This is a genomic window from Autumnicola musiva (assembly GCF_031846585.1).
In the GTDB taxonomy this organism is placed as follows: Bacteria; Bacteroidota; Bacteroidia; order Flavobacteriales; family Flavobacteriaceae; genus Autumnicola; species Autumnicola musiva.
This window is the reverse complement of record NZ_JAVRHK010000018.1, coordinates 13643-26181: the sequence shown is the minus strand read 5'-3', so window position 1 is coordinate 26181 and position 12539 is coordinate 13643. Positions and strand designations below refer to the sequence as shown.

The window sequence follows — 12539 nt, the reverse complement described above, 5'->3', positions numbered from 1 at the left end:
TTTAGAAGCCGGCAATAGTGTAACTTTCAATCAGGCTTTAACATCTAAGCTTAAAAATTTATTTCGGTATCTTTGCAATTCAATAAAAAATCAGAAAAATGAACGATGGATTATATGCTAAATTTCATACTTCAAAAGGGGAAATATTAGCTGAACTGGAATATGAAAAAACACCGGGAACAGTAGGTAATTTTGTAGGTCTTGCTGAAGGAAATCTGGAGAATGAGGTTATTCCGCAGGGAAAACCTTATTACGATGGATTAAAATTTCACCGGGTTATTCCGGATTTTATGGTTCAGGGAGGTGATCCACAGGGAACCGGTAGCGGTGGGCCTGGCTATAAGTTTGAAGATGAAATTCATCCCGAACTAAAGCATGATGCTCCCGGTAAACTTTCCATGGCCAATGCGGGACCCGGAACCAATGGGAGTCAGTTTTTTATCACTCACGTGGAGACGCCATGGCTGGACGGAAAGCATACAGTTTTTGGAAATGTTGTGGAAGGCCAGGACGTGGTAGATAAAATTAAGCAAGGTGATAAAATTGAAAAGCTGGAAATTGTGAGACAGGGTGCAGATGCTGAAAACTTTAATGCAGTGGAAGCTTTTCGCCAGTTTAATGGAGCTAAGGAGGAAAGAGAAGCTGCTGCCAGAAAGCAACAGGAAGAATTGCTTGGTGAAATTTCCCGGGGTTTTGAGAAAACCGAAAGCGGATTAAGATATAAAATTGAAAAGGAAGGAAGCGGGGCAAAGGCCGAAAAAGGAAAAACTGTTTCTGTGCATTATAAGGGAATGCTTACAGATGGGACTGTTTTCGACTCTTCTTACAAGAGAAAACAACCTATAGAATTTCCTGTTGGTGTAGGCCATGTTATTAAAGGCTGGGATGAGGGGATATTGATGTTAAAAGTTGGTGACCAGGCGCGTTTTGTAGTTCCTTCTCACCTTGGCTATGGTGAGCGTGGTGCCGGTGGAGTGATACCTCCAAATGCGGCTTTGGTATTTGATGTGGAACTTGTGGATGTAAAATAAATCCTTCTGAAAAATTGTGGATAGAAAACGTGCTGAGATCTCAGCACGTTTTTTTATCTTTAAATATGACTTCAGAGCAACTGGAATTATTAAAGTATCCTATCGGGAAAATGCAATTCCCGGAGCATCATCCTGAAACTTATATTCAGGATTGGACTGACGATATTGCTGATTTTCCGCAGAAACTTAAAAATCTGGTAAAAAATCTTGACGAGTCACAATTAAATACCACATATCGTCCGGAAGGCTGGACGGTAAGGCAGGTAATTCATCACCTGGCCGATAGCCATACCCATGCCTATATTAGGTTTAAATGGGCGTTAACAGAAGAGAATCCGCTTATAAAAGCATATAACGAAAAAGCTTCTGCTCAATTACCAGACAGTAATAAAGCCCCGGTAGAAATTTCCCTGGATTATCTAAATGCGTTACATTCAAAATGGGTTTATCTTCTTTACACTATGGACGCAGCCGATTTTCAAAAAACTTTTCGGCATCCTGAAAATTATTCGGAATATACTCTTTTGAAATGCCTGGCAATTTACTCCTGGCACGGGCGGCACCATTATGCTCATATTGAACATCTTCTACGCAGAAGGGACTGGATGTAAAAAAACTGCATAAAACTTAATTTTTGTAATTGCCGGGTTATTGGCAAAGACGCTATACCATAATCCGGAATACGTTATTGCGGTATCATAGCTTAAACAATCTCAAATTTTATGCAGCTTTAGATAAAACTATTTTCTATCTGGTTGAGGTGTCATTCTAAGATATGGTTTTATTTCTTTGAATCCTTTGGGAAATAAGTTCTTCGCATCATCATTAGAAACCGCAGGACTAATAACCACATCATCTCCTTCTTTCCAGTTAGCCGGAGTGGCTACTTTTTGGTAAGCCGTAAGTTGCAGGGAATCAATAACCCTTAACAATTCGTCAAAATTTCTTCCAGTGCTGGCGGGATAAGTAATCATTAACTTAATGCTCTTATCAGGAGCGATTACATAAACTGACCGTACCGTAAGCGTATTATCGGCCTTTGGGTGGATCATTCCGTATAAATTGGAAATTTTCTTATCCTCATCGGCGATAATAGGAAAATTAACCGTGGTATTTTGAGTTTCATTAATATCCTGAATCCAGCCTTTATGGGATTCTATTCCATCCACGCTCAAGGCCAGCATTTTCACGTTACGTTGGGCAAATTTGTCATTATATTTTGCAGCAGTTCCCAGCTCGGTAGTACAAACCGGTGTGTAATCTGCGGGGTGGGAAAATAAAATCCCCCAGCCATCGCCTAAATAATCATAAAAATTAATTTTTCCTTCTGATGTTTCCGCATCAAAATTGGGGGCTTTGTCTCCTAATTTTAAATCGCTCATCTCATTAATATTTTTAGTGTTCAGCTATTAAAATTAAAGAAAAATTAGATTAATTGCCTAGTTAACCAATAGGAAAATAATAATACGAAATAAATTATATTAATACAGATAGATTTTTAAATCAAATTTCACCGTTAGTTTTAGCAGTAGTGAGGTAATGCTTACAGCAAAGAATTAGCCGTTTTTGTTTATTTTCGAGAAACAAATAAGCGAAAAATGGAAATAGGCTGGAAAGATTTTGAAAAAGTTGAGATGCGGGTGGGGACTATTACTGCTGTAGATGATTTTCCCGAAGCACGAAAACCTGCTTACCAGCTAAGGATAGATTTTGGTGAAAAAATTGGCAGTAGAAAGACTTCTGCGCAAATCACCAAAAGATATACAAAAAAGCAGCTGCAGGGAAGGCAGGTGGTTGCGGTGGTTAATTTTCCGAAGAAACAAATCGCCAATTTTATGAGTGAATGCCTGGTGCTTGGAGCCGTTGGAGAAGAGAACGATATTGTTCTTATTAGCCCCGATACCAGTATAGAAAACGGTTTAAGAATTGGTTGATGCTCTAGTTCAATCCTGAATCGTAGCATGCCCGGGGCTTTTTAATTTACGGGTGAGCATTAAATACAATCTGTTCTAAAGCACAACTCTTTAAATTGAGAATTATAATCTTATTGCCAGTGATACATTTAGTAAATGGTAGTTGGTTTCATATTCAATAATATCGCTATAGTCAAATTCGTTATTATCGTACCAGCCAAGGCTGTCTTCATGAGTAAGTTGGTTCCACTCGTATCCAAATTTTAAAATAGCAGTATACTTTCCAACTTTTCTGCCTATACCTGCTTTTACCCCTGCGAGCAAACCACCATGCTCTTTAATATAAAATCCCTGGCGACTATTGCCATAGGCAAATTCATTTAATTGAATGCCGCCGTTTAGTTCAGAAAGGATTTTCCAATTTTCAGAAATACCCATATTATAGTTAACTTTAAGAATCATGGGAACCATAAGCTTATCATAATATTCATAGGCTAAATATGGATGACTCTGATCTTTTACAAAATTAATACCTGAGCCCACTCCTGCAGAAAGCGAATTATTGAATCTATAGTTCAGGCTAAAATTTATACCGTAAACCGGGGAATCAAATCTGGAATTTTTAGGAACGTCTACAGAGACATTCTCCCGATATTGTATTATTCTCCTGGATTCTTTGCCAATGGAATATTTTGTCACAGCCTCTCCTTCAAGATAGATATTTTCCAGAAATTGTGCATTTAAAGAAGATGAAAAAATGCACAGGATAAGCAGCAGGCTGTAATTGTAATTTAAAACTTTCGGTTTTTTCATAATTCGCAATTTTCGGAACTAATTTGCGGTGAATTAAAATTTTGTCACGGCTCTTCCTTTTATTATATAAAGGCTAAAATGCAAAACAGTTGGTGAAATTTCAGCATAAAAAAACCGTCTCTTAAGACGGTTTCCATAAATGTCTTCATTAAGCGGTTGGCTTAAATGTCATCAAAACTTACATCGGTAAATGCTTTAGGAGACCCTGTAGTGGTTGCTCCTGCTGCTACTTCTTCCTGCTCTTCAGGCTTGTAGTTTTTCTGATGACGTTCGCTAATAACCTCTTCTCCTTTTTCTTCAAGGATAAAATCGGTCATTTCCTGTAGAATCTCATTGAATCCTGCAAAATCTTCCTTATAAAGGTAAATTTTGTGCTTCTTGTAATGAAAAGAACCATCATCGTTGGTAAACTTTTTACTTTCTGTAATGGTTAGGTAGTAATCGTTAGCCCGGGTTGCCCTTACATCAAAAAAATAAGTCCTTCTTCCGGCTCTTAACACTTTAGAGAATATTTCCTCTTTCTCCATCATTCCCTTGTCGCTCATAAATTAGATTCTTTAGTTATTTATTATGCTCCTCAAAAATCTAAAATTTTTTAACATTCCCCAAAGAATTTTCACATTTCTTTTTCGTTTAACTGTTTTGCATAGAGTTCTTTATAGTAACCCGACTGGTTTATTAATTGGGAATGAGTGCCTTGTTGAACTATTTTACCGTCTTCAAGAATAATTATTTTATCAGCATTTTTCGCTGAAGAAATTCTGTGGCTCACAATAATTGTAGTTTTATTGCGGGAAATCTTAAACAAATTATTCAAAATTTCTTCTTCTGTTTCGGTATCTACTGCAGAGAGGCAATCGTCAAATAACAGGATTTCAGGGTTATGGATAATTGCCCGGGCAATTGAAACACGTTGTTTCTGCCCCCCGGAAAGTGTGATGCCGCGTTCCCCCAGAACCGTATCATAGCCTTTACTGAAGCCGGTAATGTTCTTATGGACTGAAGCGTTTTTCGCTGCTTCATAAATTTCTTCATCGCTGGCATTTGTTTTACCGAACTTGATATTGTTTTTGATGGAATCGCTGAAAAGAAAAGCATCCTGCGGTACATAGCCAATACTATTCCGAAGGCTTTCCAGGTTTAGGTTTCTTATATTTGTTCCATCAATGCTAATCTCCCCTTCGCCAACATCGTAAAGACGCCCTGTGAGTTCCAGAATGGTAGATTTTCCGGAACCGGTTTTTCCGATTATTGCCAGGGTTTCTCCATTTTTTACTTCAAAAGAGATATTTTTTAAAGCAGTAATGTTAGTATCGTCATATGTGAAACTAACATTTTTGAAGGCGATACTTCCGGTAATTTTATCTGGAGTTGGCTTATGATTGGTAATTTCAGGCTTTTCATTGAGGAATTCGTTGATCCTTTCCTGAGAAGCTTCAGCCTGCTGAATAAGAGAGGTTACCCATCCAATAGATGCCACGGGCCAGGTAAGCATGTTCACATACAGCAAAAATTCCACGATCACCCCAAGGTTTTCAATTTCGCCGTTCAGGTATTTTCTTCCGCCTATATAAATCACCAGAATATTACTTATTCCTATAAGAAGCACCATTAGCGGGAAGAAAAAAGCCTGCACTTTTACAAGGTCCAGGTTTTTATCCCGGTTATTATCAGAGAGTTCGGTGAAATTGCGATTGGTTTGCGGTTCCATTCCATAGGATTTTATCACCGCAATTCCGCTGAAGCTTTCCTGGGTAAAGGTATTTAGCCGGGACAAATATTGTTGTACAATGGTGCTTCTTTTATGAATTGCCACACTCAATTTATATATGGCAAAAGATAGTAAAGGCAGCGGGATTACGGTATATAAGGTAAGTTCCGGTGCGGCTTGTGTCATGTAAATAAGTACCACCACGGTAGAAGTAAAAGTGGTGACACTATACATAATTGCCGGCCCCAGATACAGGCGTACTTTGGAAACATCGTCACTTATCCTGTTCATAAGGTCTCCCGTACGGTTCTTCTTGTAGAAATTAAGGGAAAGGTCCTGATAATGCCTGTAAACTTCATTTTTGAGATCATATTCCATATGCCTGGAAACAACAATAAAAGTTTGCCGCATTAAAAATGTAAGAAATGCAGAGGCCAAAGTGGCACCTATAATTAGAAGAATATTATAGACCAGTTCATTACGTACAACCGAAACATCGTTGATTTCCCCCTTTACGTAATCTTCAATTACGTTAGTGGAATCGCCTATAAGCGGAATATAATATATGGCGAATATTCTTGCGGCTATAGTGATAATAAGGCCGCTTATAAGTTTCCACTTGTATTTCAGGAAATATTTGTTGAGGTGCCGGAGGTGTTTCATGTATAAGGTGTGCGGTTTGATAATTTAATATTTTAACATCGAATAAATAATAGATAATTAAAATATTCACTATTTTCGCCCATGATTTTTACGGATTATTTAAAATAAAATCTTAATATCTAAGAAAGCTATGCAAGTAGATGTTCTAAATGCTAAAGAACTTAAAAAAGCTGCGCCTGTCTTTGGCCAGCTATCCTTTGATAATCATGAGCAAGTAGTTTTTTGCAACGACAAAGATACAGGTTTAAAAGCAATTATTGGAATTCATAACACGGTTTTGGGGCCTGCTTTGGGCGGTACCAGGATGTGGAATTATACCAGCGAATGGGAAGCCCTTAATGATGTATTGCGCCTTTCCCGTGGGATGACTTTTAAAAGTGCTATTACAGGATTAAATCTTGGTGGTGGAAAAGCTGTGCTTATTGGAGATTCCAAAACACAAAAAACACCTGAACTTATGCGCCGTTTTGGGGAATTTGTGCATTCCCTTAGCGGAAAATATATCACTGCTGAAGATGTTGGGATGGAAACCGAAGATATGGACACCATTAGGGAAGTTACGCCATATGTTACCGGAATTTCTGAAGCAAAAGGAGGAGCGGGAAACCCTTCGCCTGTTACCGCATACGGGGTGTTTATGGGAATGAAGGCTGCTGCAAAATTTAAATTTGGAGATGATAGCCTGGAAGATAAATCGGTTTTGGTACAGGGGATTGGCCATGTTGGAGAAACTTTGGTAGAGCATTTAGCTCAGGAAGGTGCAAAAGTTTTTATTAGCGATATTAATGAAGACAGACTGCAGGAAATAAGTAAAAAATATGGTGCGGTTATTTTTGAGGGCCCCGATATTTATAGCGCAGATGTAGATATTTATGCTCCGTGCGCCCTTGGTGCCACCATTGATGATGAAACTATAGAGAGATTACAGGCAAAGATTATCGCCGGTGCGGCAAATAACCAATTGGCAGATGAAGTTTCTCACGGGAAAATTTTGCAGGAAAAAGGAATAGTTTATGCTCCCGATTTTCTAATAAATGCTGGGGGTATCATAAATGTATATGCCGAATTGGAAAATTACGACAGGAAGGAAATTTTGCGTAAAACCGAAAATATTTACAATACCACTTTGCAAATTTTGGAAACTGCGAAAAAAAGAGATCTTACCACACATTTTGCGGCGCTGGAAATTGCGAACCAAAGAATTGAAGCAAGAAAAAAACAAAATTTGAAGTAATCAGTATCAAAATATTGATATTTTTGCAGGGCGAAAACATAGGTTTTCGCCCTTTCTAATTCTAAAAAAGTTCTTTTACACTCATGTTGACAAGAAGACATATTCGGGTTAAGGTAATGCAATCTTTATACGCCTTCAACCAAAGCCAAAACGATAAACTTGCCACGGAAGAGAAATTCCTTAAAAAAAGCATGGATGAGATGTATGATCTTTATCTGCTGCAGCTAAATCTTTTCACAGAAATAAGAGGTAAAGCTGAAAACTTTCTTGAAAAATCACAGCTAAAACATCTCGCTACAAAAGAAGAAATAGATCCCAATAAAAAATTTATAGATAATAAGGTCGTTCAGATTCTGGATGAAAACGAGCCTTTAAGGCAGGCAATAGAAGATCATAAAATTACTCATTGGAAAAGAGATGATGAATATGTGGCCATTATCTGGGAGGAAATTAAAAATAGTGACCTCTATGCCGAATATATGAAGACCAGGGAATCCAGTTTTCAGGAAGACAGGGAATTTGTAATTAACGTTTTTAAGCAAATTATAGCCCCCAATGAAAAGCTTTACGAATACCTTGAAGATAAAAAACTCACCTGGCTGGATGATTTACCGCTAATAAATACAGCGATCCTTAAGATGCTTCAAAAGATGAAAGAAACTTCAGCAGGATCTTTAAAACTTACCAAACTTTTTAAAAGCCCGGAAGACAAGGAGTTTGCTATTGAGCTTTTCAGAAAAACCTATTTGAACGACGAGATGCTTTCTAAAGAAATGTTGGGAAAAACCCCAAACTGGGATGAAGACCGGATTGCTGAAATAGATATGGTGTTGATTAAAATGGCTATCTGTGAATTTGTGAAATTTCCTTCCATTCCCGTAAAGGTTACTATCAATGAATATCTTGAAATAGCCAAAGAATACAGCACACCCAAAAGCAGTATTTTTATAAATGGAGTGCTGGATAAATTATCTAAAGAATACAAAAGCGAAGGCAAACTAAATAAAATGGGCCGGGGGCTTATGTAGTAAATTAATTTTATTAATTTTAACCCTTAATATTAAAAAATATAAGCATGAAAAAAGGACTTTTAATGATAGCAGCAGCAGGAACTTTGTTTTTCTCTTCCTGCAAAGATAACAACAACGCTTCTGATAAGGTTAGAGCAGAAAATGTTGAGACAGCAGCAGAACGTGATGCAGAAGCTACTGTTTATCCTGAACTTTCTTTTGAAGAAAAGGAATATGACTTTGGAAATATCCCCAAAGGAGAAAGTGTGGAACATGTATTTAAGTTTACTAATACAGGTCGTGCACCGCTGGTAATAACCAATGCCAGCAGTTCTTGTGGTTGTACTGTGCCAGATGCACCAAAAGAGCCAATCGCTCCTGGAGAAACCGCAGAAATGACTGTGAAGTATAATGGTTCAGGAAACGGGCAGGTGACTAAAACAGTAACCGTTACTGCCAATACCCAAAACGGTAAAGAACAAGTTAAAATTAAAGCTTTCGTTGAAGCAGCGGGAGGAACCAATAGCTAACAGCAGATTATGGATCAAATAGCGCAGTTTGCACCAATTATCTTAATGTTTCTGGTGGTGTATTTTTTTATGATACGCCCTCAGATGAAAAAAGCAAAGCAGGAAAAAAACTTTGTTGAAGAATTAAAAAGAGGTGACAGAATTGTAACTAAAAGCGGAATGCATGGAAAAATCCTGGATTTTAGCGAAAAGAATAATGCGGTAATTATTGAAACAGGGGCAGGTAAAATTACATTTGACCGTTCTTCCATTTCAATGGAAATGAGCAGAAAATTAAATGAACCGGCAAAACCTGCCGTTAAGGAGAAAAAATAGTTTCCGCTCAAATTTACTATTTTGAAAAAAAGCCTTCCATCTGGGAGGCTTTTTTATTACAGGTTCTACTGTGGGAATACTGTAAATAAATAAACCAATTTTTTACGCAACCTTTTCTCTTTAAGAGCATCTTTATTATAGATGGCCTTAATAGCAACAATTTTCTGATAGGTCGAAAATCTATATAATGATGAAAAAATCTCTATTCTTACTCTTTATGGTCTGCCTATTTATTATTTCTTTCAGCTGTAGCAAAGACCCCATAAGCGAGGATGAAGGTGCTGTTTCTGAAGAAGGAGATCCTTCCGGTTTTTTATCTTCAGGCTCAGGCTCTGAGGGAGGAGGGGCTTCGGGATCCGGAGAAAACGAGGGAGGCCAGGGAGCCGATGATGGTGAAGCCGGAAAGATTACGGCGGGAGAATGGAGTGACCTGGATAACTGGTCCTTCTGGAAGGATTTATTAAATTGGCAGGAATATTCGGAAATGCCTGATTATTGGAACTTTTACACTTCAGGCCGAATTGTTGTTGAAGTAAAAAATACTTTGGGCCTGCCTGTAAACAACGTGAAAGTAGAAATTAGAAGCGGCGATGCTGTGGCCTGGATTGCAAGAACAGATAATTTTGGAGTAGCGCAATTATGGCCTGGACTGTTTAATAAAACTGAAGGAAATAATAGCCAAAATTATATTCTTACTGTTAATGATGATCCTGTTGCTATTCAATTAGTGCCTTTTGAAGATGGAGTTAATGAAGTAACTATTAAAAATCCTAAGCCTGTTTCGAATAAAGTTGAATTAGCCTTTATTGTAGATGCAACCGGATCTATGAGTGATGAGCTGGAGTTTCTAAAAGAGGATCTTAAAGATGTAATTCGAAAAGTTGAAAATAAAAATGCTTCTATAAAAGTTTCTACAGGTACGGTTTTTTACCGGGATGTTGAAGATGATTATCTTGTAAAGCATTCCCCGTTTAGCAGGGATATAAATTCTACAGTTTCTTTTATAAACAAGCAGCGTGCCGGAGGAGGAGGAGATTTTCCCGAAGCCGTTCATACAGCTTTAAATACCGCGCTTACCGAACTGCAATGGTCTGAGGATGCTAAAAGCAGGATTGCCTTTCTTTTACTGGATGCGCCGCCGCATTATGAGTCTCAGGTGATAGATGAACTTCATGCTGCTATTAAAAATGCAGCAGAAAAAGGTATTAAACTTATACCGGTTACTGCAAGTGGTATAGATAAGGAAACTGAATTCCTGATGCGCTTTTTCTCTCTAAGTACCAACGGTACCTATGTTTTTATTACAAATCATAGTGGGATTGGAAATGAACATATTGAGCCTTCTATAGGAGAATATGATGTTGAACTGCTAAATGAGCTAATGGTAAGACTTATTACTAAATATTCTGAATAACGGCACTATTTTAGCAATTCCGGTATTTATCATTTATTCCTTTTCCATTTTTTATCATTGGGATTATTTTTTCAAGCCGGCCATGTTTTGTGTTTTCCCTTTTTGCTTCTGAAATATAGGCGCAATGGTCCCGCTGTTTTCCTTCGGTAAGTTTCCCGAAAGCGGAATTCAGTTCTTCATCCTTTTCCAGTGCAGTTTGAAATTCAGGGGGAATATTTAGTTTTTGTTTCTCCTTCCTGATTTGTTTTCCTAATTTCTGATTTGCAACAGCTTCTCCAATATATTTTACCAGGAGTTCGGTTTTAATTTCTTCTCCTTTTTTAAACCGGATTTGCCTTAAAGATTTGGTCTTTCCTTCCTGTACATTTTGAAGAAGCTCTGTATTCTCTTTGAGTAAATCTCCATTAAAGAACCAAATGGCGCAATGATTTTTAAAGGCACCCAGCCCTGCTACATTTTTTCCTGCTAATGTATAAACGGGTGCTCCCCATTTTATCGTTTCCTCCAGTTCGGTAGAAAGCATCATTTTTCTTAGTATGCGCAATTCTTCCTGCCATTTTTCATGAATTTCAATATACTGCTCAACAGATTTTACCGGCATATCTTCAAAATTGGAATCTGGCTTACTTTCTATATTTTTCCGAAGTAAGCTCAGCTAATTTTACAATTACTTCAGTAGCTTTTATCATACTTTCCACAGGAACATATTCATATTTTCCGTGGAAGTTGTGCCCTCCGGCAAAAATATTAGGACAGGGTAAACCCATATAACTTAGCTGTGCCCCATCGGTTCCACCGCGTATAGGTTTAATAATAGGTTCTACATTTACAGCTCTCATAGCCTGTTCTGCCAGGTCAACAATATGTTTTACAGGTTCTACCTTTTCCTTCATGTTGAAATACTGGTCCTTTATTTCAATTTCCACACATTCCCGCTCATACTGCTCACAAATTTCCCGGCCAAGGTCCAGCATCATCTTTTTTCTTGCTTCAAAATGCTTTTTGTCATGATCCCTGATGATATAATGCAGTGTGGTCTCTTCCACATCTCCTTTCATATTACTAAGGTGGAAAAAACCCTGGCGACCTTCTGTATGTTCGGGGGTTTCCAGCCGGGGCAGAGAACTTATAAAATCCTGCGCGATATACTGGCTGTTTATCATCTTGTCTTTAGCATAACCAGGGTGTACACTTTTTCCGAAGATCTTTACCACCGCTCCGGCAGCATTAAAGTTTTCATATTCCAGTTCTCCTATTTGGCTTCCATCCATGGTATAAGCCCATTCTGCTCCAAATTTTTCAACATCAAATTTATGTGCTCCACGGCCAATTTCTTCGTCGGGAGTAAAACAAATCCTTATTTCTCCATGCTCAATTTGCGGATTATCAATAAGATATTGCATTGCAGTCATAATTTCGGTAATTCCCGCCTTATCATCTGCACCCAGTAAAGTATTCCCATCGGTGGTAATAATGGTTTGTCCTTTATATTGTTCCAGGTCTTCAAAATATTCCGGGGAAAGTACAATGTCTTTTTCTTTATTCAGAATAATATCTTTTCCGTCATAATCTTCAATAATCTGCGGATTCACATTGGTACCGGTAAAATCGGGCGTAGTGTCAAAATGGGAAACAAAGCCAATCACCGGGACTTTATGGTGCACATTAGAAGGTAACGCGGCCATTACATAAGCGTGTTCATCTATGCTTACATCCTGCATTCCAATCTCCTTAAGTTCCTCAACAAGCTTATTCGCCAGGTTCCATTGCTTCTCGGTACTGGGAGTACATGAGCTATTAGGATCGCTTTGGGTGTCAATCTTAATGTAACTTATAAATTTATTTATGAGCTTGTTCTTATTAATCATTTCAGGAGTTTTTAGTAATAGAAATATGGGCTATTTT

General features: G+C 37.9%; 14 protein-coding genes. 8 read left to right on the top strand and 6 right to left on the bottom strand.

The window, feature by feature from the left end:
- Positions 1-98 precede the first annotated feature (98 nt).
- Complete coding sequence (locus RM539_RS16975) at positions 99-1031, top strand: peptidylprolyl isomerase (RefSeq protein WP_311504615.1); 933 nt, start codon at positions 99-101, stop codon at positions 1029-1031.
- 65 nt (positions 1032-1096) lie between these two features.
- Positions 1097-1642 (top strand): YfiT family bacillithiol transferase, encoded by a 546-nt coding sequence (locus RM539_RS16970; protein ID WP_311504614.1) that lies wholly within the window; start codon positions 1097-1099, stop codon positions 1640-1642.
- Positions 1643-1771: 129 nt separating this feature from the next.
- Here RM539_RS16970 and RM539_RS16965 read toward each other — a convergent pair whose 3' ends face one another.
- Entirely contained in the window at positions 1772-2413 is a 642-nt protein-coding gene (locus tag RM539_RS16965; RefSeq protein ID WP_311504613.1) for a peroxiredoxin, read from the bottom strand.
- Positions 2414-2629: 216 nt separating this feature from the next.
- On the opposite strand from RM539_RS16965, the gene RM539_RS16960 reads away from it, so the two are divergent.
- Positions 2630-2965, top strand: a complete 336-nt coding sequence (locus RM539_RS16960) for a tRNA-binding protein (protein ID WP_311504612.1) — start codon at positions 2630-2632, stop codon at positions 2963-2965.
- Between the two features lie 102 nt (positions 2966-3067).
- On the opposite strand, the gene RM539_RS16955 is transcribed toward RM539_RS16960, so the two are convergent.
- From RM539_RS16955 to RM539_RS16945, 3 genes are all read right to left on the bottom strand, one after another.
- Positions 3068-3757 carry a hypothetical protein gene (locus RM539_RS16955; RefSeq protein WP_311504611.1) on the bottom strand — a complete coding sequence of 230 codons (690 nt, stop codon included), beginning with the start codon at positions 3755-3757 and terminating at the stop codon, positions 3068-3070.
- 161 nt (positions 3758-3918) lie between these two features.
- Positions 3919-4302, bottom strand: a complete 384-nt coding sequence (locus tag RM539_RS16950; protein ID WP_311504610.1) for a PUR family DNA/RNA-binding protein — start codon at positions 4300-4302, stop codon at positions 3919-3921.
- Positions 4303-4373: 71 nt separating this feature from the next.
- Positions 4374-6131: an ABC transporter ATP-binding protein gene (locus RM539_RS16945; RefSeq protein ID WP_311504609.1), complete on the bottom strand. Its 1758-nt coding sequence runs from the start codon at positions 6129-6131 to the stop codon at positions 4374-4376.
- A gap of 130 nt (positions 6132-6261) precedes the next feature.
- Between RM539_RS16945 and RM539_RS16940 the strand changes: the two genes are divergently transcribed.
- The 5 genes from RM539_RS16940 (at position 6262) to RM539_RS16920 (ending at position 10634) form a co-directional block, all read left to right on the top strand.
- The gene (locus RM539_RS16940; RefSeq protein WP_311504608.1) at positions 6262-7365 is read left to right on the top strand and encodes a Glu/Leu/Phe/Val family dehydrogenase; all 1104 of its coding nucleotides are present in this window, start codon (positions 6262-6264) and stop codon (positions 7363-7365) included.
- 83 nt (positions 7366-7448) lie between these two features.
- A complete protein-coding gene (gene nusB, locus RM539_RS16935; protein ID WP_311504607.1) occupies positions 7449-8393 on the top strand; it encodes a transcription antitermination factor NusB in 945 nt (314 codons plus the stop codon).
- Between the two features lie 47 nt (positions 8394-8440).
- A complete protein-coding gene (locus tag RM539_RS16930) occupies positions 8441-8905 on the top strand; it encodes a DUF1573 domain-containing protein (protein WP_311504606.1) in 465 nt (154 codons plus the stop codon).
- A 9-nt stretch (positions 8906-8914) separates the two neighbouring features.
- The gene (gene yajC / locus RM539_RS16925; RefSeq protein WP_311504605.1) at positions 8915-9220 is read left to right on the top strand and encodes a preprotein translocase subunit YajC; all 306 of its coding nucleotides are present in this window, start codon (positions 8915-8917) and stop codon (positions 9218-9220) included.
- 187 nt (positions 9221-9407) lie between these two features.
- Positions 9408-10634 (top strand): vWA domain-containing protein, encoded by a 1227-nt coding sequence (locus RM539_RS16920; protein ID WP_311504604.1) that lies wholly within the window; start codon positions 9408-9410, stop codon positions 10632-10634.
- A 10-nt stretch (positions 10635-10644) separates the two neighbouring features.
- Here RM539_RS16920 and RM539_RS16915 read toward each other — a convergent pair whose 3' ends face one another.
- The gene (locus RM539_RS16915) at positions 10645-11235 is read right to left on the bottom strand and encodes a YdeI/OmpD-associated family protein (RefSeq protein WP_311504603.1); all 591 of its coding nucleotides are present in this window, start codon (positions 11233-11235) and stop codon (positions 10645-10647) included.
- A gap of 22 nt (positions 11236-11257) precedes the next feature.
- Positions 11258-12502 (bottom strand): peptidase T, encoded by a 1245-nt coding sequence (gene pepT / locus RM539_RS16910; RefSeq protein WP_311504602.1) that lies wholly within the window; start codon positions 12500-12502, stop codon positions 11258-11260.
- Between the last annotated feature and the right edge of the window lie 37 nt (positions 12503-12539).

Excerpts from the sequence above, each read along its gene's own strand:
- RM539_RS16950 (WP_311504610.1), bottom strand. The coding sequence starts at position 4,302 with ATGAGCGACAAGGGAATGATGGAGAAAGAGGAAATATTCTCTAAAGTG.
- RM539_RS16915 (WP_311504603.1), bottom strand. The coding sequence starts at position 11,235 with ATGCCGGTAAAATCTGTTGAGCAGTATATTGAAATTCATGAAAAATGG.
- RM539_RS16940 (WP_311504608.1), top strand. The coding sequence starts at position 6,262 with ATGCAAGTAGATGTTCTAAATGCTAAAGAACTTAAAAAAGCTGCGCCT.
- RM539_RS16930 (WP_311504606.1), top strand. The coding sequence starts at position 8,441 with ATGAAAAAAGGACTTTTAATGATAGCAGCAGCAGGAACTTTGTTTTTC.
- pepT (WP_311504602.1), bottom strand. The coding sequence starts at position 12,502 with ATGATTAATAAGAACAAGCTCATAAATAAATTTATAAGTTACATTAAG.
- RM539_RS16945 (WP_311504609.1), bottom strand. The coding sequence starts at position 6,131 with ATGAAACACCTCCGGCACCTCAACAAATATTTCCTGAAATACAAGTGG.
- RM539_RS16960 (WP_311504612.1), top strand. The coding sequence starts at position 2,630 with ATGGAAATAGGCTGGAAAGATTTTGAAAAAGTTGAGATGCGGGTGGGG.
- RM539_RS16975 (WP_311504615.1), top strand. The coding sequence starts at position 99 with ATGAACGATGGATTATATGCTAAATTTCATACTTCAAAAGGGGAAATA.
- RM539_RS16955 (WP_311504611.1), bottom strand. The coding sequence starts at position 3,757 with ATGAAAAAACCGAAAGTTTTAAATTACAATTACAGCCTGCTGCTTATC.
- RM539_RS16970 (WP_311504614.1), top strand. The coding sequence starts at position 1,097 with ATGACTTCAGAGCAACTGGAATTATTAAAGTATCCTATCGGGAAAATG.
- nusB (WP_311504607.1), top strand. The coding sequence starts at position 7,449 with ATGTTGACAAGAAGACATATTCGGGTTAAGGTAATGCAATCTTTATAC.
- yajC (WP_311504605.1), top strand. The coding sequence starts at position 8,915 with ATGGATCAAATAGCGCAGTTTGCACCAATTATCTTAATGTTTCTGGTG.
- RM539_RS16920 (WP_311504604.1), top strand. The coding sequence starts at position 9,408 with ATGATGAAAAAATCTCTATTCTTACTCTTTATGGTCTGCCTATTTATT.
- RM539_RS16965 (WP_311504613.1), bottom strand. The coding sequence starts at position 2,413 with ATGAGCGATTTAAAATTAGGAGACAAAGCCCCCAATTTTGATGCGGAA.